The 21686-nt window shown below is 44.0% G+C and carries 21 protein-coding genes; 18 read left to right on the top strand and 3 right to left on the bottom strand.

Going from position 1 to position 21686, the window contains the following annotated elements:
• The first annotated feature begins 122 nt into the window (after window positions 1-122).
• The 7 genes from KXJ80_RS15640 (at window position 123) to KXJ80_RS15610 (ending at window position 8423) form a co-directional block, all read left to right on the top strand.
• On the top strand, window positions 123-2954 hold the full coding sequence (locus tag KXJ80_RS15640; protein ID WP_099457914.1) for a TonB-dependent receptor plug domain-containing protein: 2832 nt from the start codon (window positions 123-125) through the stop codon (window positions 2952-2954).
• A 511-nt stretch (window positions 2955-3465) separates the two neighbouring features.
• Window positions 3466-4248, top strand: coding sequence for a DUF3450 domain-containing protein (locus KXJ80_RS15635; protein ID WP_218738360.1), 783 nt, complete (start codon window positions 3466-3468; stop codon window positions 4246-4248).
• On the top strand, window positions 4248-5603 hold the full coding sequence (locus KXJ80_RS15630; protein WP_037417269.1) for a MotA/TolQ/ExbB proton channel family protein: 1356 nt from the start codon (window positions 4248-4250) through the stop codon (window positions 5601-5603). The genes KXJ80_RS15635 and KXJ80_RS15630 overlap by 1 nt, the downstream gene beginning before the upstream one ends.
• Window positions 5603-6130, top strand: a complete 528-nt coding sequence (locus KXJ80_RS15625; protein ID WP_081990911.1) for a MotA/TolQ/ExbB proton channel family protein — start codon at window positions 5603-5605, stop codon at window positions 6128-6130. The genes KXJ80_RS15630 and KXJ80_RS15625 overlap by 1 nt, the downstream gene beginning before the upstream one ends.
• A gap of 13 nt (window positions 6131-6143) precedes the next feature.
• Complete coding sequence (locus KXJ80_RS15620) at window positions 6144-6548, top strand: ExbD/TolR family protein (protein ID WP_006081158.1); 405 nt, start codon at window positions 6144-6146, stop codon at window positions 6546-6548.
• A gap of 1 nt (window position 6549) precedes the next feature.
• Window positions 6550-7173: an energy transducer TonB gene (locus KXJ80_RS15615; RefSeq protein WP_037417276.1), complete on the top strand. Its 624-nt coding sequence runs from the start codon at window positions 6550-6552 to the stop codon at window positions 7171-7173.
• A 2-nt stretch (window positions 7174-7175) separates the two neighbouring features.
• Window positions 7176-8423 (top strand): tetratricopeptide repeat protein, encoded by a 1248-nt coding sequence (locus tag KXJ80_RS15610; RefSeq protein WP_037417278.1) that lies wholly within the window; start codon window positions 7176-7178, stop codon window positions 8421-8423.
• Between the two features lie 51 nt (window positions 8424-8474).
• On the opposite strand, the gene KXJ80_RS15605 is transcribed toward KXJ80_RS15610, so the two are convergent.
• Complete coding sequence (locus KXJ80_RS15605; protein ID WP_037428125.1) at window positions 8475-8984, bottom strand: diguanylate cyclase domain-containing protein; 510 nt, start codon at window positions 8982-8984, stop codon at window positions 8475-8477.
• A gap of 80 nt (window positions 8985-9064) precedes the next feature.
• Here KXJ80_RS15605 and KXJ80_RS15600 point away from each other — a divergent pair, with 80 nt between their 5' ends.
• From KXJ80_RS15600 to KXJ80_RS15575, 6 genes are all read left to right on the top strand, one after another.
• Window positions 9065-10894: a DUF885 domain-containing protein gene (locus KXJ80_RS15600; protein WP_218738361.1), complete on the top strand. Its 1830-nt coding sequence runs from the start codon at window positions 9065-9067 to the stop codon at window positions 10892-10894.
• A gap of 179 nt (window positions 10895-11073) precedes the next feature.
• On the top strand, window positions 11074-11352 hold the full coding sequence (locus tag KXJ80_RS15595; protein ID WP_011623210.1) for a peptidylprolyl isomerase: 279 nt from the start codon (window positions 11074-11076) through the stop codon (window positions 11350-11352).
• A 74-nt stretch (window positions 11353-11426) separates the two neighbouring features.
• Window positions 11427-11963 carry a GNAT family N-acetyltransferase gene (locus KXJ80_RS15590; RefSeq protein WP_218738362.1) on the top strand — a complete coding sequence of 179 codons (537 nt, stop codon included), beginning with the start codon at window positions 11427-11429 and terminating at the stop codon, window positions 11961-11963.
• A gap of 70 nt (window positions 11964-12033) precedes the next feature.
• The gene (locus KXJ80_RS15585; protein WP_037417290.1) at window positions 12034-12264 is read left to right on the top strand and encodes an RNA-binding S4 domain-containing protein; all 231 of its coding nucleotides are present in this window, start codon (window positions 12034-12036) and stop codon (window positions 12262-12264) included.
• A gap of 22 nt (window positions 12265-12286) precedes the next feature.
• Window positions 12287-12673 (top strand): ribonuclease E inhibitor RraB, encoded by a 387-nt coding sequence (locus KXJ80_RS15580; protein WP_037417296.1) that lies wholly within the window; start codon window positions 12287-12289, stop codon window positions 12671-12673.
• A gap of 195 nt (window positions 12674-12868) precedes the next feature.
• Window positions 12869-13255, top strand: coding sequence for a hypothetical protein (locus tag KXJ80_RS15575; RefSeq protein WP_169546682.1), 387 nt, complete (start codon window positions 12869-12871; stop codon window positions 13253-13255).
• Between the two features lie 93 nt (window positions 13256-13348).
• Here KXJ80_RS15575 and KXJ80_RS15570 read toward each other — a convergent pair whose 3' ends face one another.
• A complete protein-coding gene (locus KXJ80_RS15570; protein WP_037428116.1) occupies window positions 13349-14173 on the bottom strand; it encodes a transporter substrate-binding domain-containing protein in 825 nt (274 codons plus the stop codon).
• Between the two features lie 132 nt (window positions 14174-14305).
• On the opposite strand from KXJ80_RS15570, the gene KXJ80_RS15565 reads away from it, so the two are divergent.
• The 5 genes from KXJ80_RS15565 to KXJ80_RS15545 all read left to right on the top strand — a co-directional run bounded on the left by KXJ80_RS15565 (window position 14306) and on the right by KXJ80_RS15545 (window position 20730).
• Complete coding sequence (locus KXJ80_RS15565) at window positions 14306-15364, top strand: DUF2157 domain-containing protein (RefSeq protein WP_218738363.1); 1059 nt, start codon at window positions 14306-14308, stop codon at window positions 15362-15364.
• Entirely contained in the window at window positions 15357-16481 is a 1125-nt protein-coding gene (locus tag KXJ80_RS15560) for a DUF4401 domain-containing protein (RefSeq protein ID WP_259474462.1), read from the top strand. The genes KXJ80_RS15565 and KXJ80_RS15560 overlap by 8 nt, the downstream gene beginning before the upstream one ends.
• Entirely contained in the window at window positions 16481-16996 is a 516-nt protein-coding gene (locus KXJ80_RS15555) for a GDYXXLXY domain-containing protein (protein WP_037417311.1), read from the top strand. Before KXJ80_RS15560 ends, KXJ80_RS15555 begins: the two co-directional genes overlap by 1 nt.
• Before the next feature lie 236 nt (window positions 16997-17232).
• Window positions 17233-20079, top strand: a complete 2847-nt coding sequence (locus KXJ80_RS15550) for an ExeM/NucH family extracellular endonuclease (protein ID WP_218738365.1) — start codon at window positions 17233-17235, stop codon at window positions 20077-20079.
• Window positions 20080-20301: 222 nt separating this feature from the next.
• The gene (locus KXJ80_RS15545; protein WP_218738366.1) at window positions 20302-20730 is read left to right on the top strand and encodes a DUF6678 family protein; all 429 of its coding nucleotides are present in this window, start codon (window positions 20302-20304) and stop codon (window positions 20728-20730) included.
• Window positions 20731-20788: 58 nt separating this feature from the next.
• Here the strand turns inward: KXJ80_RS15545 and atcC are convergent, their stop codons facing one another.
• On the bottom strand, window positions 20789-21685 hold the full coding sequence (gene atcC / locus KXJ80_RS15540; protein ID WP_218738367.1) for a cold adaptation protein AtcC: 897 nt from the start codon (window positions 21683-21685) through the stop codon (window positions 20789-20791).
• Window position 21686: the final 1 nt, after the last annotated feature.

The following is a 21686-nucleotide window of genomic DNA, read 5'->3' as shown; positions in this document are numbered from 1 at the left end:
GTTTTATATGTGATTTTATTGTTTCTGCCGAGTACAGCGTGTTTTCGACGTACTTTTGTTTGAAACTGCTTATTAAATAAGCGGATTATAATAAAGACATAATATGTCCAGGGAGATAGACAATGCATAAGAATAACTTATTAGCCAAATCTGTGCGTTTTGCATTGATTGGTGGTGTGGCAGCAACCGCGCTAAACGTGCCATTAGTAATGGCTGCTGATGAAGCTGGTGCTGATAAAAAAGTAGAACGTATTGAAGTTACTGGTTCACGTATCAAGCGTACTGATATGGAAGCGGCAAGTCCTGTTCTTGTGATGAATAGAGATGAGCTTGAAGCTACTGGTATGATCAGTATTGGTGATATCCTGCAAACGATCCCTGCAGCTGGTTCAGCATTAAACACTGCTTTTAACAATGGTGGTGATGGTTCTACTAACATGGACCTGCGTAACCTTGGCGCACAACGTCTATTGGTATTAGTTAATGGTAAGCGCTGGATATCTTCTTTAGGTTCAACCGTAGACTTAAACACCATTCCTACATCAGCAATTGAACGTATCGAAGTGCTTAAAGATGGTGCTTCAGCCGTTTACGGTTCTGATGCTATTGCTGGTGTAGTTAACATTATTACTCGCAAAAACTTTGAAGGTGTTGAAGTTTCTGTCTATGGTGGACAAAACGCTAAATATGACGATGGTCGCCAATATACTGCTGACTTTACTGCGGGTTCAGTTTCTGAAAAAGGCGGGCTATTGTTCAATATGAGTCATGTGACTCAGCAACCTATTTGGGCTGGAGATCGTGATATTTCGGATACTGGTTACAGTTCAACGGCTGATAATACGCGTCTGCAAATCAAAGGTTCGCAACTAAATCAAGCAAACCAAGATGCATTAGCCGCACTTGCAACACCAAATCCTAAAACAGGTATTTACAATCTTATGGTGAAGGAAGGGACAGGCACTAACGTTGGACCGGACCAATTCCGTCCTCGTACTGGTGCTGATGTTTATAACTATGCACCTGATAACTATTTGTCTACTCCACAGAACCGTAACTCTTTTTATGTTCAAGGTTTTTATGATATTTCAGACAACTTAAGAGTTGTTTCTGACTTTATGATGACCAATCGTAAGTCATCTCAAGAATTAGCACCTATGCCTCTGACATTAGGCGCTTCATTTGGTGAAGCAGCTAGTCGTGTAGATATTGGCGCCAATAATATCTATAACCCATTCGGCGAAACACTGTATGGTGATAATGCTCGTGCTGTTGCAAATGGCAAGCCATCAGATTATGTACCCTATGCATTACAACGTCGTATGATTGAGGCGGGTTCTCGTCAATATAATCAAAACGATACAACTTACCGCGCTATGCTTGGTTTAGAAGGTAATATTGATGATAACTGGACATGGAGTGCAAGCTACATCTACGGTCAAAATAACCAAGATGTATTAACTACTGGTTTACTTAATTTAACTCGTATTAACCAAGCTCTAGGCGATAACTGTAATGCAAGCAATGGCTGCGTAGCACTAAATCTGTTTGGTGGGCCAGGCACTGTAACCCAGGATATGGTTGATTATATTACTTTTGACAGTGTTAGCCGTTCAGGTTTAACGATGAAAGATTATACCTTTAACATCTCTGGTGATCTATTTGATTTACCCGCTGGTGCTGTTGGTTTAGCTTTAGGTCTTGAGCGCCGTGAAGAATCTGGTTTTGATACGCCAGATCCATTAACTGTAACTGGTGAGTCTTCAGGTAACCAACGCGATGCAACTTCAGGTGGCTTCCGTTTGGATGAAGCTTATGTTGAGTTAGCGATTCCTGTATTAGAAAGTTTATTAATTACCCCAGCTGTAAGGGTTTCTGACCACGATGCTTATGGTAACAACACAACTGGTAAAGTGGGGGCAGAATTCCGTCCAATGGATGATCTGTTGCTCCGTGGTACTTGGGCTCAAGGCTACCGTGCTCCTTCTATCTCTGATTTGTATGCGGGTAATGCTGATTCATATCCAACTTGGACAGATCCTTGTAATACAAGAGATGACAAAGGTAATGTGATTAATATTTCTACATTGCCCGGATGTGCTGGTGTGCCTGATGGCTATCGACAAGCCAATACTCAAATTCGTATTTCGCAAGTTTCATCGCCCGATCTTAAACCAGAAACTTCTGAGTCGTTTACCTATGGTGCGGTTTATAACCCATCTTGGTTAGAGGGTGCAGAAGTTACTTTAGACTACTATAAGATAAAAGTTGAAGATGCAATTGGCCGTTATGGTCATGTTAATATTGCTAGAGAGTGCGCAAGGGGTACTAAACCCGAATCTTGTAACTATATCGATCGTGATAGCTTAGGTAATATCGTTGACTTACGTAACTTCCTACAAAATGCTGGTGAATACAATGTAGAAGGTATTGACTTCTTTACGGCGTATCGTTTCCCTGAAACCTCGTTTGGTTCATTTAAGGCATCTTTAGATGTCGCATATGTAATGAAAAACGAATTTAATGGAACTGACCGCGTCGGTGTTCAGACTGGTGATGGTGGGTTCCCTGAGTTCAAGTCAAACTTAATGGTTGATTGGGCAATGGGTGATTGGGATGCACATTGGAAAGTACGTTTTGTAGGTCCATTAAATAACGATTATTACACTGGTTTAACCGATTCTCCAGAAGATAAGGAATATTATCAAGATCTTAAGGATGCTGGTTATAGAGAAACAATGGAAGCCTATATGGTTCATAACGTCTCTGTCGGTTATAACATTGATGCTTACAATACTAAGGTGTCTCTAGGTATTAACAACTTGTTTGCTAAGAAGCCACAAGCTGAAGGCCCAACTAATAACGAAGCCATTTCTACAAACAACTTCTCTGTTACAGAGTATGATGTGAATATGGATCGCTTTATTTATTTACGTGCGACCACCAAGTTCTAATCATAAATCAACTTAGTTGTATCAGAGCCGAACACTGCAAAGTGTTCGGCTTTTTATTACGAAAGATCCTTTGCAGTTGCTAGTTGAATATGTACAGCTTTTTCCGTTATCTATGATTCTCACTCTGACTATCAATGTGTTGAAATTTAGCTTGAATAGGTTGGGCGGCTTCTGACACATCTTATTGCATTAACAGATGTTAATGACGAATTCACGGCTCTCTTATCAACCAAATTTATGTGTTTGCTCAAAAAAACATCTTCTGTAAAAAAATTCATAACTAAGACTTCTTTACACTCGTTTTTACATGTTCTGAATGTTGACACAGGTCAACATTTTGTGAAATGATGCCAGCGGGTCTATGCCTGTAAGGGCATAGGAAAGGGAAGAAAAAACTAAGAATCACAAGAGAAAGATGAGCTTACGGTAAGCATTTCCTAAAGTAAGTCTTGCTTAAAGTGATGTTGCTGGTAAGTTAACTTTTTTATTCACTTCAAATTGGTTGGGAACTATGTCCAAGGTAAGCAATAGAACAAAAATCGCTACTGCACTTGTTGGCGTGCTGGCATTAGCGAGCAGCAACTTAGTAGTTGCAGATCCTCTTACCGACGTGCAGAAAGCGGATAGTATGATCCATGCTGATGCTGCTGCGTCGCAAAAGAACGTTGATAAGTATTTCGATCAAGCACAAGACATGCTTTTTGAGTATGGTTCAGTTGCTGATGAGCGTGAGTCACTGAAGTCCTATAACGATTACGTTGCCAGCTTGGTTGCTGATCAACAAAAAACAATGGACGCCATTCAAAATGACATTAATGGCGTAGATAAACTGCGTCAGGGCGTTGTGCCTCTAATGTTTAAAATGGTTGAGTCTTTAGAACAATTCGTTCAATTAGACTTGCCATTCAACTCTGAAGTCCGTGCTAACCGTGTTAAAGAGTTAAAAACACTTTTAAACACAGCAGAAGTGACTTTAGCTGAAAAATACCGTTTGATCCTGGATGCGTACAGCATCGAGCGTGAGTATGGTAGTGCTGTTGCAGTTAACCAAGGTAAATTGACCTTAGATGGTAAAGAAGTATTAGTAGACTTCTTTAACTTGGGTCGTGTTGCTCTGTATGCACAAAGCTTAGATCAAAAGACTGGCTGGATGTACAACCCAGAAACTAAGGGTTGGGATAAGTTAGATGACAGCTATCTGCGTGAACTGACGAAAGGTATCCGCATTGCCCGTAAACAAGGCGCTCTAGATCTATTCGCATTACCAATTCCTGCTGCGGAGACTGCACAATAATGAAGAAGTTAATTACTACAGCTGTATTAGCTGCAAGTTTTTCTTTAACTGCTGGTATGGCTAGCGCTGCTGATGCACCTAAGACCATCGACCAATTATTGCAGCAAGTTAAAGTTGATCGCGCTGCTGAAGGCAAAGTTAACAGCAAGCGTGAGCAAGAGTTCCAAGCTGAGCGCGGCGATAAAGCGGCTTTATTGAAGCGTGAAAAAGACGCTTTGGCGGCTGAAAAACAACGCGGTAAAGATTTAAACCAAGCCTTCTTAGATAATGAGCGCAAAATCGCCCAGTTAGAAGAAGATCTGAAAACTGCTCAAGGTGACTTGGGTGAGATGTTCGGTGTGGTTAAAGGTGAAGCGGGTGATTTCGCTGGTAAATTAGCGAGTTCAAACGTCAGTGCTCAATATCCTAATCGTGACAAATTTGTTGCTGATTTAGGTGCACGTAAGCAGTTACCAAAAATTGAAGAGTTAGAGCAATTCTGGCAAGAACAGTTATTCGAAATGGTACAAGCTGGTAAGGTTGTTAAATTCGAAGGTTCTGTGACAGCGATTGATGGTAGTGTAAAAAATACCACTATCCACCGTATCGGTGCTTATAACCTAACGGCTGATGGCAAATATGTTGTTTACAATCCTGAATTGGGTCTGATTCAAGAGTTATCACAACAGCCAGAAGGTTACCAAGTCAGTGCTGTTGGTAAATGGGAACAAACCGCTTCTGGTTCTGCACCATTCTACATCGACCCTGCTCGTGGTGTTCTGTTAAACATCTTCACTAACAAAGCAAGTATGGAAGACCGTATTGAATCTGGTGGTACAATCGGCTATATCATTATGATTTTGTTAGCGTTAGGTCTGTTGATCTCTATTGAACGTTTAGTGACCATGACTATCATCGGCGCCCGTGTGAACAGCCAACGTAAGAATGTTGATAAACCAGGTAACAACGCTCTTGGCCGTATCCTGAAAGTGTATCAAGAAAACAAAGATGTTGATGTTGAAACGTTAGAGTTGAAACTTGATGAAGCGATTCTGAAAGAAACGCCTGCACTAGAATCTCGTATTTCAATCATTAAAGTACTGGCTGCTATCGCACCAATGATGGGTCTATTGGGTACAGTAACCGGTATGATTGCAACTTTCCAAAGTATCCAATTGTTTGGTACTGGCGATCCAAAACTGATGGCTGGTGGTATTTCAATGGCGCTGGTAACAACGGTTCAAGGTCTGGTTGCGGCTCTGCCTCTAATGTTAATGCATGCTATTGTCGTTGCACGTAGCAAAGCCATTGTACAAGTTTTAGAAGAGCAAAGTGCGGGTATCATCGCAGCACATGCTGAGAAGAGGGCTGACTAATGATGATTCACCTGATGGACATATGGGATTCCGTCAGGGGCTTCATGGCCTCCGGAGGCGACGTCCTCTGGTTAGTTGCGTTTGTGCTGTTCTTAATGTGGGTATTGATGCTTGAACGTTACTGGTATCTAAATTGGATATCACCAAAGCAACATAAAGCAATCATAGCTGCATGGGATGCTAGAGAGGAAACTACCTCTTGGTATGCACACCGTATCCGTGAAGCTTGGCTGTCCCAAGCGAAGCAAGATTTGAATGCACGTATGCTGATCATTAAAACCTTAGTAGCGATTTGTCCTATGATAGGTTTATTAGGTACTGTTACCGGTATGATTTCAGTGTTCGATGTGATGGCAGTTCAGGGGACGAGTAATGCTCGTTTAATGGCGGCTGGTATTTCAATGGCAACAATGCCCACTATGGCGGGAATGGTTGCCGCATTATCGGGAGTATTCTTCAGTACTCGCCTTGATGCCAAAATGAAAATCAGCTTAGAAAAGCTAAAAGACAGCATGCCGCACCACTAGAGAGAGATTGAACATGGCACGTAAAAAGCATTCCAGTATAGACGAGGAAGCGCAAATTGATATGACACCGATGCTCGACATCGTGTTCATCATGCTGATCTTCTTCATTGTAACAACGTCATTCGTGAAGCCATCTGGTTTGGATTATAACAAACCAAAAGCATCACAAGCGACTTCAAAGCCTTCGGCTAACATCTTCATTGGCGTCAGCAAAACTGGCGTTATCATGATGGAAAACCGTCAGGTTGATATCGAACGTGTAACAGCAAACGTTGAGCGTATGTTAGCTGAAGCGCCTGAAGCAGCAGTGCTTATTCAGGCTGATAAAGACGCAATGCACGGCTTAGTTGTTAAAGTTCTAGACCAAGTCAAAGCGGCTGGTATAGATAAGATTTCGGTATCTGCGGGGAACGATTAATATGCTAAGAGCACTAGTATCAATCATTATTGGTGCTGCTGTGACTTTTGGTCTGTTCGCTTTTATGGCGTTCTTGGTCGGTGGTGGGGCGCAACGCGCTGAAACATCGGCCGAGACCCCTGTAATTGAAATCACCATGGATAGACAGGATGCAAAAGCACAGAATAAGCCAAGGGTAGTGCCTAAACCGCCACCACCACCAGCACAGCCTGAGAAACCTCAAACTGCGCCACCAGATACTTCATCAAATATTGATACGTCTATGTCGTTCAATATGGGAGGCGTTGAAGCTGGTGGTCACAGTGCCGGTGGTTTTAAATTGGGTAATATGATGACTCGTGACGGCGATGCAACACCAATCGTTCGTATCGAGCCACAATATCCAATCGCAGCCGCTCGTGATGGTAAAGAAGGTTGGGTGCAATTGCGCTTTACAATTAATGAGTTAGGTGGTGTTGATGACGTTGAAGTTATTCAAGCAGAACCTAAACGTTTATTTGATAAAGAAGCAATACGAGCACTGAAAAAGTGGAAGTACAAACCAAAGATTGTTGATGGTAAGCCACTTAAACAACCTGGTATGACAGTACAACTTGACTTCACTTTAGACAAAGGAGGCAATTAATAATGCGTAATGCTAATAAAATCGCAGTTGCGTTATTACTTTCCCTTTGTGGTGGTGCGTTATCAGTTTCTTCTGCTATTGCAGCTGAAAAGTGTGAAGTTGATAAACGTCAATCTAAAGCGGTAGGTGAGAGTGCTGCGAAAAAGGTCCAGAAGTCCTTTGAAGCTTATACGAATGGTCAAGTTGACGAAGCGATTGCCATTCTGTTAGAAGCAAACCCAAAGAATGATTTCGATAAAGCCTATGTCGCGCGTATGCTAGGTAACTTCTATGCCGAAAAAGGCAAGATGGATACCGCGATCAAGTACCTAAAACAAGCTGTTGAAGCTGATATTTTAGGTGGTACCGATCACGCTGCAACATTGCGCCTTTATGCTGATTTGTTGTTACAAGAGAAAAAGTTTAAGGAAGCGATTCCATACTATTACAAATGGATGGATTTCACCTGTAAGACTGATTCTCAGATGTACCGTCGCATTGGTATTGCACATACAGAACTTAAGCAGTGGGATAAAGTAATTGAAGTGGCTGATAAAGGCCTTTCACTTGCTGAGTCACCTGATAAAGGTCTGTATCAGATGAAGTTAACGTCTTACTTTAATCAGAAGCAATATAAGAAAGCCGTTGGTGTGTTAGAAGTCATGGTACCGTTATTTCCGGATGACGGCAGATTATGGGTTCAGCTCGCACAATTTTATCTAATGGTCGAAGACTATGATAAAGCGCTAGCGACTTATGACTTGGCATATCGTAATGGTTTCTTAGAAACTGGAGCTAACATTACTCGTTTAGCTCAGCTGATGGCTCAGAAGGGGGCGCCATACCAAGCAGCGAAAGTTTTTGAGAAGCATATGAAGTCGGGCTTAATCACACAAGATGCTAAATCTTATGAGATTTTGGCTGGTTTTTACCAAAATGCGAAAGAGTTTAAAGAAGCCGCTGACTTTTATGGTAAAGCTGCTGCAATCAGCAATGATGGTAAGCTATATCTGAAGCAAGGTCGTTTACTGAGCTTGGGTGAGAAATATAATGAAGCGATTCCAGTGCTTGAAAAAGCAATCTCTTTAGGTATTGAACATCCCGGTGAAGCAAACTTCGAGCTGGCTTTAGCTCATCTTAGTTTGAAACAGTATAAGTCTGCTTATAATCGTGCTGTATTAGCTGCGAAAGATAAGAAGACAGAGAAGAGTGCAAACAGCTATATCTCTTACATCAAAGAGAAAGCTCGTATGCATAACGTCGAACTGTAATTCATCTAATTTGCTAGGTAGATCTAAAAAGCCCCGAAAGGGGCTTTTTGTTTATTGAAGCTTTACTAATGCCTGGGATTGCTGTTGTTTACGTTCAAGCTCTTGTGAAAGTTTGGAAACATTATTGAATATAGATTCAATTTTTTGTTCTTGAGTCGGTAAGCAAAGGCAAGCTGCGAGTTTGTAGTCAATTTTTAGCTTATGAGTTTTGCCAAACTCTTGATTAAATTCTTGAATATGATCTGCTATGCGATTAAGAACAACTTCGGTACCAGCTTCATCAATATTGAATAATCCTAAGGCAAAATGATTGTGGTCTAATCTAGCAATTAAATCTGTTGCTCTTAGCAGTGCTTCTTGTACTTGTTTAGTAAAAAATTCGAGTAAATGCGGTTGTTTAACGGTTTCATGAATGTGAGGGCACAGATACAATAGCGCCAAGCTTTGCTGTTCTCGTATATGCCTATGCCATTCTCGGTTAAAGACTTCCATGAAATAAGTTTGGTTGTAAACCCCTGTTTCTGGATCTCTAAAACCTGAGTTACGAAATGAGTAGATCATAGAATAATCCCGTAAGTAGACTTTTCAGTAAGTATAGGAAGAGTCTGGCTATCTCGGACGTAAAAGGAGAAATATAAAAAATGAAATTAAGTGTAGTTGCGGGAACGATAGCCTTAGTGCTAACACTACAGGGATGTTCAAAGCCTGAAACAACAGTTGTTACACAGGAAGGGGCAACGCAGACCCCAGCGACTCAAGCAGAAAACCAAACGGCTGAGTCGCGTTATGTTGCACTCGTCGATGGCTATTTTAAAGACTACTTGAAGCTCGAGCCTATTTACGCCACTTTTGTGGGTGTTAACGACTACAATGCGCAGTTTGGTGGTGATTTAACTGAAGAGTATCTTAAGGCTCGACACGATCTAAATACCCGCTATCTAGCACAAGTTAAGGCTATTGATGTTGAGCTATTACCAGCGGATCTGCAATTAAGTTATTCGTTGTTTGTTTATGATCGTGAAATAGCGTTAGTTGATGAAACCTATCCGTCACGCTTTATGCCTATCAGCCAGTTTTACAGTACTGTTATAACTATGGTGCAGCTAGGAAGTGGTGAAAGTGCTCAGCCTTTTAATACCGTTCAAGATTACCGCAATTGGGAACAGCGTGTGAATGGTTTCATTCAGTGGATCCTGCTTGCTCAACAGCGTATGGATGAGGGGATTGCAAGTAAGGTTGTACTTCCTCGAGTGCTGGTTGAGCGTATTATTCCACAGCTAGATGCTATGCTGACGACCGATGCCAGCCAAAGTATTTTCTATTCACCGATTAATCACTTCCCAGAAGGTTTTTCAGAGCAAGACAAAGCTGAGTTAACAGCAAGTTATCAGGCGATGATTAAAGAGCGTTTAGTGCCTGCATTAGCGGGGCTGCGCGATTACTTTAAGCAGACTTATTTGCCTAAGTCCCGTGCAACGGATGGTTGGTCTGGTCTACCAAATGGTAAAGCTTGGTATCAGCATTTAGCCAATTCTCATACCACCACAACCATGCCAGTGGATGAAATTCACCAAATTGGTCTGAATGAGGTCGCACGAATCCTTTCTGAGATGGACAAAGTCCGTGAGCAAGTGGGTTTTAAAGGTGACTTAAAAGCCTTTTTTGCCTCTTTATCGTCTGAGCCACAATACTTCTATGGCGATCGCCAAGGCTTAATCGATGGTTATATGGTATTGAAAGATAAGATTAACCAAGTATTGCCACAGTATTTTAATGTAATGCCAAAGGCCGACTATGTGGTTAAACCGGTTGAAAGCTTTAGAGAGCAATCGGCTGCGGGCGCATCCTATGAATCACCAGCTGTAGATGGGAGCCGTCCAGGGGTGTTTTATATCAACACCTACAACTTGAAAGCTCAGCCGAAATGGGGCATGACGACACTGTCACTGCATGAAGCGGCACCTGGTCACCATTTCCAAATCGCCATTAAGCAAGAGTTAACGGGTGTACCTGAGTTTCAACGCTTCAGCGGTTATACTGCGTTTGAAGAGGGCTGGGCGCTGTATGCTGAATACTTAGGCATCGAAATGGGGCTCTTTGGCGACCCTTATCAGTACTTTGGTAAGCTTTCAGACGAAATGCTGCGTGCGATGCGTTTGGTGGTGGATACGGGATTACATGCCAAAGGCTGGAGTCGCGAACAAGCGATTCAATACATGAAGGACAATTCGCCCATGGCCGAGTCGGATATTATTGCCGAGGTTGAACGTTATATGGCAATTCCTGGCCAAGCATTGTCTTATAAAGTGGGTCAACTAAAAATTCTTGCCCTACGTGAGCGTGCTGAAAAAGCCCTAGGTGATAAGTTTGATCTTAAAGCTTTCCATGATCAGATTCTGACTTCTGGCTCACTACCTATGGCGGTGATGGAGCAGAAGATCGACCGTTGGATAGCGGCGACTAAGGCTTAACACAGAGGCGATTATGCTGCGCCGTTATCGATAACAAAATTAATGACGGCGCGGTTTAAGACTTTTTAATTAAACAGAATGTTTTTATACTCAACATTCACATCCCGTTTTCAGTCATAAAAACGGGAACCATATGATATTTGGGGCAAATGTCTCAGGATTATTCAGGGAGTTTTATCATGGTTCAGGCTACAGCAAGACATTTGTTAGTGAGCAGCGAAGAGCAGTGCCAAGCACTTAAACAACAGATCCTCGATGGTGCCGATTTTGCGCAAATCGCCCGTGCCCATTCTTCATGCCCATCGGGTGCACAAGGTGGTGAATTAGGTTCATTCGGCCCAGGCATGATGGTGCGTGAGTTTGATGAGGTCGTATTTAGTGCGCCATTAAACGTGGTTCAAGGTCCAGTTAAAACCCAGTTTGGTTACCACTTACTCGAAGTCACCAGCCGCGGTTAATCGTCTTCTTGCCGAGACAATGGCAGCGTTTGGCTGCCATTTTTTTTAGTTCGTCCATCCATTGGGGAGCCGCTATGCTTGAACTCTATACCGACAGACTAAGACTTCGCAGTTTACAAGAGCAGGATTGGCCACACTTCTTGGCATTACATCAAGATCCTGACATCAATCGCTACGTGCGTATTCCTGAAGCTCCCGAAGTGATCCGGCAAAAGTTTGAGCAGCGCTCAGTCACCTGGGACTATACCTCTGGCAATTGGCTTACGCTGGCGATCGAAACGCTGGATACCAGTGAGTTTATCGGTTTAACCGGTCTTCATTGCCAAAGTGTGGAGGAACAACGTGCAGAGGTCGGTTATTTGCTGGCGCACGCGGGACAAGGCAAAGGCTATGCCACTGAGAGTTTGCAAGCTGTCATCGATTGGGCATGTTTGAGCTTATCAATACATAAATTCGTCGGATACTGCGCCAAAGACAATATAGGTTCGGCACGAGTGATGGAAAAATGTGGTTTTCAACTCGAAGGCGTATTTAGGCAGCATTTTAAGATAGGCGATGAGTGGCTAGATGAATGCGCCTATGGCCTGCTCGCCGATGAAAGGCAAAGATAAGTTAAATTATCTGCATCGCAATGGACATGCTGCTATAATGCCGCAGGTTTATTTTTTGAGGCGTATTTAAGTGACGCAAATTAATCAGTTAGTTTTGCATCCCGGCGAAGATTTTATTGAATTGTACAAAGTATTAAAGGTACAAGGTATGTCGAATGCCGGTGGCGAAGCGAAGCATGTTATTGATGAAGGTTTGGTTACCGTCAATGGCGAAGTAGAAACCCGCAAACGTAAAAAAGTCGTTGCGGGTGATATTGTCAGTTTTAACGGTGAATCGGTTCAAATCATTGCGGCTGAATAAGCCTGATACTGTGGAGTAGGATATGCAATTTCCAGACGACGATAATGGCAAAATGCTGGCCGCAATGGCTGAAGCCGGAATTGACCTTACTAAAGCCCTCGATGTTGATTTCTTTTTAGTTTTTGATGATCAGCGTGATGCTGAAACTGCACTTGAAGAATTAGCCAATTCGGATCTCGAAGGTGAAGTTGAGCTGAATTTGAATGATGAGCTAGGCAAGTGGGAAATCATCGTATGCATCAACATGGTGCCAGACTACGATGACTTGGTTGAGCAAGAAACCATTCTCAATGATTTTGCGGCCGAGTTTGGCGGCATGACCGATGGTTGGGGTGTGATGCAACACCAAGACGGCGATGATGAGTTTATGGACGATGATCACGTTCATGATGAGCATTGTCATCACTGATTTATGCCATATTATCAATGATAAAGGAGCCATAAGGCTCCTTTATTTTTGTCTTTCAATAATATTCCTGCGACTCGATTTAAATCCATCTCATACCCATTACGAAATGTAACTAGGCTTAAGCTGGTCTTACAGTTAATGCAATCAGATGCACTATTCTCAATTCTTGAAAAGCATCAGAGGAGGGGAAATATTATGCAGTTAAGTATATTGGTGGCGGCGTTATTGAGCTTGATGATTTGTATTTATTACCTATCGCAAGGAAGATTACAGATTATAGCCATGCTTCAGGGAGCCAATATTGCTCAATTGAATAAGCAAGTGTTACTTAGTTTATTCTATTGCCAAATGGGCTTTTTCATCACAACGAGCCTCTGCTTATTTGCTTGCGCGCTAGGTGTCGTTCCTCGTATGTATGCCTACAGTTTATTACTATTTATCGGTTTAAATTACGGTATTTTTGCTATTTGGCATTGTCATATAGCCAAACTTGGTCCACCCGAGAAGAGGTTTGGTTTATATATCATGGCATTGAGCCTGTTGTTGGTATCATTATTTACGTTGTTGGGAGCATTGCACTAATCCGTTTTATCAATATCGAGTTCGCACGAGGGCTCGAGATTAAATATTGCCTTTTAGGCACCATAGTGCTCACTAAATTGCTGTCAATACATCTTAGTGTGTGATTTGTCCTGCACTATTGTGTTCGCTGGCGAGCTCTAATCCATATTGGCGCACGAGCTCTGTGAGTTTGCCGTTTTGCTGCAATTGCTGTAACCAAAGGTTGAGTTTATCTGGGTGTAGTTTCGAATGTGGATTGATTAACACGCCATGATAATAATGTTGATCCCATTGATTTGATACATAGAGTTGTTGATCTTGCGGATTTGAAGCGAGGTAAAAATTGAGGTAGGAAATGGTCACTGGGGCAATTTCTGCGCGCTTTCGAAGTACGGTTTCAATGGATGCTTTATTGCTGTTTACAAAAACGACCTTGTAGTTTTTTTCTAGCACTGCAGGATCGGTTTCGAAGTTGGCAAAGCGATAGTGGTAGCCTTTAACTAATGCTAGCGTTCGCTCTTTGAACAGAGCAAAAAACTGAGGATCTTTTACTTTTTCCTTCAGGGCGATAAAGACTTCGCCATCATGGATATGTAGGGGGATAAATGCTGTATTAAGTTTTTCCCACCCCCAGCGTGGATTTTCAAACATGATCATATCGAATCTTCCAGCTGCATAGGCTTTATATCTATGCTCTATGCTGGTGGAGACAAATTCAAAGCTGATTTCTTGCTGAATTTGGTTGAGGGCGTTGATGAGATCAAGCGTTAAGCCTGTATAACGGCCATCGCTCTGTAAATTGACATAGGGAGCAAATTGATAGCCCCCAACACGAATAACGGGTTTTGTCTGAGCGGGAGAAAGGGGACCTGCAGTTGCAACACTGAATAAATTCAACACTAGGCCTAATAGTAAATTCAGTAATACAGCTAGTCGCATAAGTTATCCTGTTTATCGTGAAGTCTTAAGCTTATCTTTAACAGAGACAAGTTAATACAATTAATTATTGCACTTAAGTTGGTTAAATGCGTATTTTGTGTGAGTCAGTATCAAAAATAAGGAAGTTTCATATTGCGCAATCTTACTTCTCAAGTTTATGAGTGGCTGGAGCAAGGACATATTACTCGGGCGCACGCAAATGAGTTGTTTCGCAGCGTATTGGTGTCGCCCAACTCTCTCAGTTGGCAGCGGTTATTATCCCTTTTGCTTCAGTGGGCGGGGGCGTTAAGCCTAGTGACGGGGATTATTTTCTTTTTTGCTTACAATTGGCAGTCCCTAGACAGAATAAGCAAATTTGCCCTGATTGAAGCCGCGCTATTGATTAGCCTTGTGTGCTTTGTTTGGCTGTATTACCGCAGCATGTTGAGGCAAGTTGATGCCCATCATCATCTTTTTGGTGCCACGCTTGCAAACGTGGCACTGTTAGTGGTGAGTATGTTAATTGGTGGACTTTTAGCCTTGGTGGGCCAGACCTATCAAACGGGAGCGGATCCTTGGCAGCTATTTGCGTTGTGGGCATTAGCCATTATCCCCTTAGCTTGGGTGGCAGGTTTTGATGGCTTATGGTTGTTATTACTCGGGTTAGTTAATTTAAGCCTTGGACTCTTTGCTGATACCGCGTCCTACCTTTTGGATGAACAGATTTGGTTATTTGTCTTTGCGGCAATTAATCTGACTATCTATTATGTTTTTGTTTTTATGGGAAAAAGCCAGAGCAATCGCTGGCATGCACCACTTATGCAGTATGCGAGTTCACTTGTGGCCATGGGCTGTTTTACCTTATTGCTCTGTTGGATGATTTTTGAACCCAGTGATTCTAAGCCACTACTTGTAGGTGTGTGGGCTGGTTACTTTATTCATTTGTTGCTGGGATTCTGGTGGTTCAGGCACAGATTATTACAGATTTATCCGTTGGCTTTGGGCGGTTTTAGTTTGATTGCTGTGGGTGCTGCGCTATTAACCGAACTGCTGTTTAAGAATAGCGATCCTATAGGCGGCTTTTTATTGATTGGGCTTTATATTATTTTGGCAAGTACCGGCTTGAGTACTGTGTTAATACGATTACAACGGCAATTTAGCGCCGAAATGACGCCAATATCCCTCGTAGGAGAGGAGCTGAGTCATGAATAACCCCCTCACTGATTCGACTCAAGATCCTAGTGCTTCAGCGGCGCAAACGCTTTGGAATAGTTTGTATGCAAAGGGCGTAGTGAACGCACCAGAACTGCCCCAATCCCATGAAACACCTCGGTATATTGCGTTGATGCAAGCCTTTGCAGCTTGGATTGCCGCCTGGTTTTTATTGGGCTTTATGGCGTCACTTTTCGATAGTGTGTGGGGGCGATTCGAAGGGGGAGCCGCTCTGTTTATCGGTTGTATCTATTTAGGCTTAGGACTCGCCTTGTATTGGGGCGGGCGCCAACAGCACTTTTTACAGCAATTTGCCTTTGCCTCATGTTTAAGCGGTACGCTTGCCCTTGCTTGGGGACTGTTTGATTTGCTCGGCGATACCTTTAATCTTGTTTGGTATCTGAGTATGGCCGCTTTGTTTCTGTTGCTTTGGGGCATGATAAAACACAAGGTTGCTCAATGGGTATTTGCATTCTGTTTATTAGCCTGTTTGACGGGGCTGTTGGCTGAGTGGCATTTACTCAACTTAACACCGACTTTGCTGGTGTCGTTACTGAGTGTGGTGCTATTAAATATCCATCGCACAGGATATCACTATCAGCGGGCGAGGATGTTGGTCTATGGTGCTGCTTCACTTTTGCTCTCCATTCAACTAATACATGTCTTCAGTATGGATAGGATCTTTAAGGCGTTATTTATATCCGGTTGGCAGTCGGGAATGGCAGTTAGTCATTTACTCGTAGTATTTACTCTTTGTGGTTTCCTACTCGTTAGTCTGTTTAACCAATGGCAAATCTCACTCACCGCCCCCAGTGGGTTGTTTGCGTTTTTAGGCCTAGTGCTGATTACTGCACTGTCTTTACCCATGCAGGGTTTATCGACAGCTGTGTGGTTCATCTTGTTGGGGCACTATGCAAATGAGTCTTGGTTGAGGGGAATGGGTATTGCTTCAGGGTTGGTTTTTGCTGGTGGTTATTATTATTCATTAGAGACAACGCTGATGCTTAAGTCGCTGTATTTGATGGGATTAGGATTGTTACTGCTTGCCGCGAGATTAGTGATGTGGCGTTACTTTCCTATCTCAGACGCACAAGCTGAGTTAGAGGAGCATGTGTAATGGGGACGGCGATGTTGTATTTAGCGAACAGCCACCGAAGAGTCCTATTATTGGTTGTTGTTACTGTGGTGGCCTTGCTGACGATGGTGAATTGGCGAATCGCCCAGTTTGAGCAGTTATTGCAAGATGGCAAAGTGGTGCGTTTTGCCTTAGCGCCAGTGGATCCTCGCTCGATTATGCAGGGGGATTATATGGCCTTGGAATATGCCATTGCACAGGAGGTACGCGCCGCGTTGCCTGAGGGGATGACGCAGGGGCAACTACTGTTGACTCTCGATTCGCAAAAAGTGGCGCACTTTGTCGGTATTTACCGTGACCAGCCCAAAGCCGCCGATCAACTCACGGTAGATTTTCGCCTGCGCAATCATAGGGTAAAGCTGGCCTCAAATAGTTTTTTCTTTGAAGAGGGCCAAGCTGACCACTTCAGCCAAGCCAAATACGGTGAGTTTAGAGTCAGCGAACGGGGAGAGTTGTTGTTGGTGACGCTGCTCGATGAGCAGCTGCAACCGCTATAACGGGAAACCGTAATGGATGTTAACAAGATGGTGAGTTAGGCTCGCCATCTTCGCTATTTTTCCTAGTACAATCCGCTAAATCGTCGCCTAAATATCCACCTTAAGTTGCAACTTAAGTGCAACTAATTTGTAACCTTGATTCCCTATAGTATCGTCAGTTTTCGAAGCTGAATGCTTCGTAAAATGGTCAATCATAAACTCAAATATCAATATAAAAGATACTTTTAGGGGTCATTATGTTTAATAACAAAACGCTGTTGGCGTTAGCCATCAGTAGCATCTGTGGCGTTGCTCATGCAGCCGATAATCTAATTATTTCTGAATATGTTGAAGGCAGCGGCAATAACAAAGCCATTGAGCTGTACAACCCAACCGCCAACAGCATCGACTTAAGCCAGTATCAGTTGCGCTTCTATTTTAATGGCAGCACAAATGTGGGCACGACTATCGCCCTGAACGGCACCTTAGGCGCAGGTGCGACTTATGTTGTCGCTGATAACGACGCATCGGCCTATATTCTGGCGGTGACGAATCAACAAAGCAGCGCGAGTTTTTTCAATGGTGATGATGCCATTGTGCTGACCTATCAAGACCAAGTGATTGATAGCTTAGGCCAAGTGGGCGTCGATCCTGGCAGTGAATGGGGCAGTGGCGATTTATCGACCCAGGACAACACGCTACGCCGCAATCCCGATCAGTTAATCGCCGATCCTATTATTGATGATGCTGTCACCTTTAATACATGGTTAGGTTTTGCCAAAGACGATATCTCGGATTTGGGTAAGTTTAGCGCGGGCACACCAACCGATCCTGTTGAGCCGCCACCGAGTTCATTAGCCTGTGGTGAAGCCTCAACGCCTATCCATGCTCTGCAAGGTTCGACCAATGTCAGTCCGTTAAATGGACAAACCTTAGTGGTAGAAGCCATTGTGGTGAGTAACCAAGAAGCAGGCCTAAAGGGCATCTTCGTGCAAATGGCCGACAACGAAGCCGATAACGATCCACAAACCTCGGAAGGGGTGTTTGTTTATACCGGTAATGCGCCTACGGGTTACGTGGCGGGCGACCGTGTACGCTTAAAGGCTAAAGTCACTGAATATCAAGGCTTAACGGAACTGACGACCGTTGCCGATCATAAACTTTGCGTTGCAGGACAAGCTTTGCCGAGTGCCGCGGTAGTAACTTTACCCGTCAACTCAAGCGATGATTTTGAGCCCTTTGAAGGCATGCGCGTACGCTTTAGCCAAGATCTGGTCGTGAACGAAGTCTACAATTTGGGCCGCTATGGTGAAATTTCACTCGGTAGCAGCCGTCACTTTATTGGGACACAAGTCGCTGCGCCAGGTGCCGATGCTTTAGCCGTCACGGCGGCCAATCTCAAAGATAGTATTTTACTCGACGATGGCTTAACGGCGCAGAACCCTGATCCGGTTATTTTCCCTGCGCCAGGTTTAAGCGCATCGAACACTGTGCGTGTGGGTGATAAAGCCACGAGCCTTACTGGTGTTATGCACTATGGCTTTAATCTTTATCGCATTATGCCGACTGAGCCCGTTAATTTTGTAGCGGAAAATCCTCGTCCACAATTACCAGTGCTTGCCGAAGGCGGCAACCTGAAAGTCGCCAGCTTTAACGTACTGAACTACTTTAATGGCGATGGACAGGGCAGTGGTTTCCCCACTGCGCGTGGTGCCAATACCCTGAGTGAGTTTGAGCGTCAAAAAGCGAAGATTGTCAGCGCTATGGTGGGGATCAGTGCCGATGTGTTTGGTCTGATGGAAATCGAGAACGATGGCTTTGGCGCCAACTCGGCGATTGCCGATCTCGTGGCGGGCCTCAATGCCGCCGTGGGTGAAAATCGCTATGCTTATGTTATTCCAAAGGTCAATGGCAGCAGCTTAAGTGCGATAGGTACGGATGCGATTACCGTCGGTTTAATTTATCGCAGTGACAAAGTGAGCCCTCAGGGGGATGCGCGTATTTTATCAAGCGCTAACTCTCCCTTAGATGACGCCGCGCAGCCGCTGTTCGACGACAGCAAAAATCGCCCTATGTTGACTCAAGCCTTCGCGCTAAACGGCAGTGAGGAAAGCGTGGTGGTTGCTGTTAATCACTTGAAATCTAAAGGCAGTGAGTGTGCTGGCGATCCAGATATGAACGATGGTCAAGGCAACTGCAATATTACCCGTAGTCGTGCAGCAACGGCGGCAGGGCAGTGGATTGCCGCGCAGTATCCTGAGCAAGGTGTACTGCTGATTGGTGACTTAAACTCCTACGCCAAGGAAGACCCGCTGATGGCATTGGCTAACGCTGGCTTTAGTGAGTTGTTCGCCAAACTTGAAAAAGCTAATCCTTATTCCTATGTATTCTCGGGTGAATCGGGACAGTTAGACCATGCGCTCGCGAATGCTGCGTTAGTGGATAAAGTCCTAGATGTGACTGAGTGGCATATCAATACCGACGAACCACGTGTGTTAGATTACAACGAAGAGTTTAAGACCCCTGCGCAGGTGCAAGACTTGTACGCTAGTGATGCTTATCGATCATCTGACCATGATCCTGTGGTGATTTCACTCCTGCTCGAAGCGGAAAACGTAGCTCCTGAAGCCAGCTTCACTCAGGTAGTGAATGGTGCGAGTGTGCAACTGACTTCAACCTCCATTGATAGCGACGGCCAAATTGTCTCTATTGAGTGGGACTTTGGCGATAATAGTCAAGGTATTGGAGAGGCGGTATCACACACTTATGCGCAAAGTGGTGATTATCTAGTGACGTTAACCGTAACGGACAATGACGGCTTAAGCCATAGCAGCTCGCAAATGGTGTCAGTGGTGGTTGAAAATGTGAAGAAACCACCCGTTGCCCAAATTCAGCGCATCAATCTATGGCTGGTCGATATGTTTATTTCGACTAGCTATGACACCGATGGGGTTATTAAGCAGCATAAGTGGAAGTTTGATAATGGCACCCGCGCCAATGGTCCTGTAGTACTGCGTCTGGCGCGCCGCGGAGAGCATACCGTCGAATTAACCGTTAAAGACAATGATAAATTAACGGATACGACAACACTGACATACCGTTAAGCGTTAGCCTCTTTCTTTAAATATCAAAAGCCTGCTGTTGCAGGCTTTTTACTTTGATTCACTTACTTAATTCATCACTTACTTAATTGACTATATTAACTGGCTATATTAACGGACTATAGCGTGCTTGAAATTCAAGCTAAGTCGCTGTAAGTACATCCTCGCTTAAGCTAAGATGACGCCACTTATGGATTTTTACTCACAGGGAGCACACTCATCGCAATGAATGCAGACACCTTGGCGTACCTCAATCAGTATCAATTAACCTCAGTGATGAACCTTACTAAATGGCGTAAGCTTGAGCAGGCGCTTCACGAGTCGTCGGACTTTGTGCCCCATGTGCGCTACAAGTTGCTGGAAGATGTTGAGCCAAACCCTGGTTTTACGCCAGTGTGGTGGGACGAGTTACTCGCTATTTGCGAGAGGATTGAGTGGCTTGAAATTGATCCGCTGAAAAGAGAGCACCGCGGCAGATTGCTGCCGGAAAAGACCACGGATTTTACAGATTATATTGAGGCGCAACTGCATAAGTATCGGCTCTCCTACAGTAAAGAAGCTCAAGGGATCAGGATTTGGGGCTATCTACGCCCCGATGCAACCATGCCTGTATTTGTTATTGCGGCTGGTGGCGAGACGATAAAGGAAGCGTAAGCAAATTCAGACGACAGATAAAAAACAGGGCGCTAATTGATTAGCGCCCCGCTAAGGATTACAGCACGATATAAAGCGGCCAGCCGAGTAGGCCGACGAGTCCTTCTTTATGCTCGAATCTTTCTAAACGCTCAGGTGAGGCGTCATTGAGCAGCAGCTCACGGTAGCTTTTTGCAAAATGCAGTGTCCGCAGCAATGCTGGCGCAAAGTTTTTCCCCAAATCTTTACCGATAGTCTCTGCCAGCTCTGCGGGGAGTTCCGCCAAGGCTTTTTGAGTTTGCTGCTCGATATACTCAAGGCTAAACCATTCGTCCTGCAAGCTGATTTTGGCAATGCGCTTTTTCAAATCTTGTCTGACTTTGGCATTATCAAACAACATCCGATACAACACTGCTTCGGCCAATACGCTCTCTAGATTTAAGAAATCCAAAGGATCGTAGCTGGTTTGGGCATAAAACTGCGCCATTAGCGCCGCAATCGATTGCTGACGTTGGTGCTCGGCCAATGCGTCCTGGTAGGCCTCATAGCCCAGCCACTCTTCGGCGTCAGGTGGCGTAGAGACTTGTTCCAGCAGGAATTTATCCACGTCACCATAGAGCGACTTACCATTCACCAGCTTATGTTTGCTGACGACGCTGAGCATGCTCCAACCCTTTTGGAAGCATTTGACCACGCCGTCGCTGGTGAGCAATAAACGCAATGCCTGTTGTTGATCTTTATTCGATAGTTCCATTAACCCGAGACTAACGACGCCAATCACATCGTGCGCCGCTTGTTCCAGTAAGTGCATCTTGTACTTGTTGTAGAACTTATCTGCCAATTTGAGGCTCATCAAAATGGCTTTAGATTTGATTTGTGCGAGCTGCTCACCGCTAAGGGTGTTGTCTGCTTGGCCTTTGGCCAACACCTTACTCAGGTATGGGCCTTGGTCTAAATCACGCAGTACCAGTTGCATC

The organism is Shewanella xiamenensis, from assembly GCF_024971755.1.
Taxonomy (GTDB): Bacteria; Pseudomonadota; Gammaproteobacteria; order Enterobacterales; family Shewanellaceae; genus Shewanella; species Shewanella xiamenensis.
The sequence above is the reverse complement of the archived record's forward strand: the minus strand, read 5'-3'. Positions and strand labels throughout refer to the sequence as shown.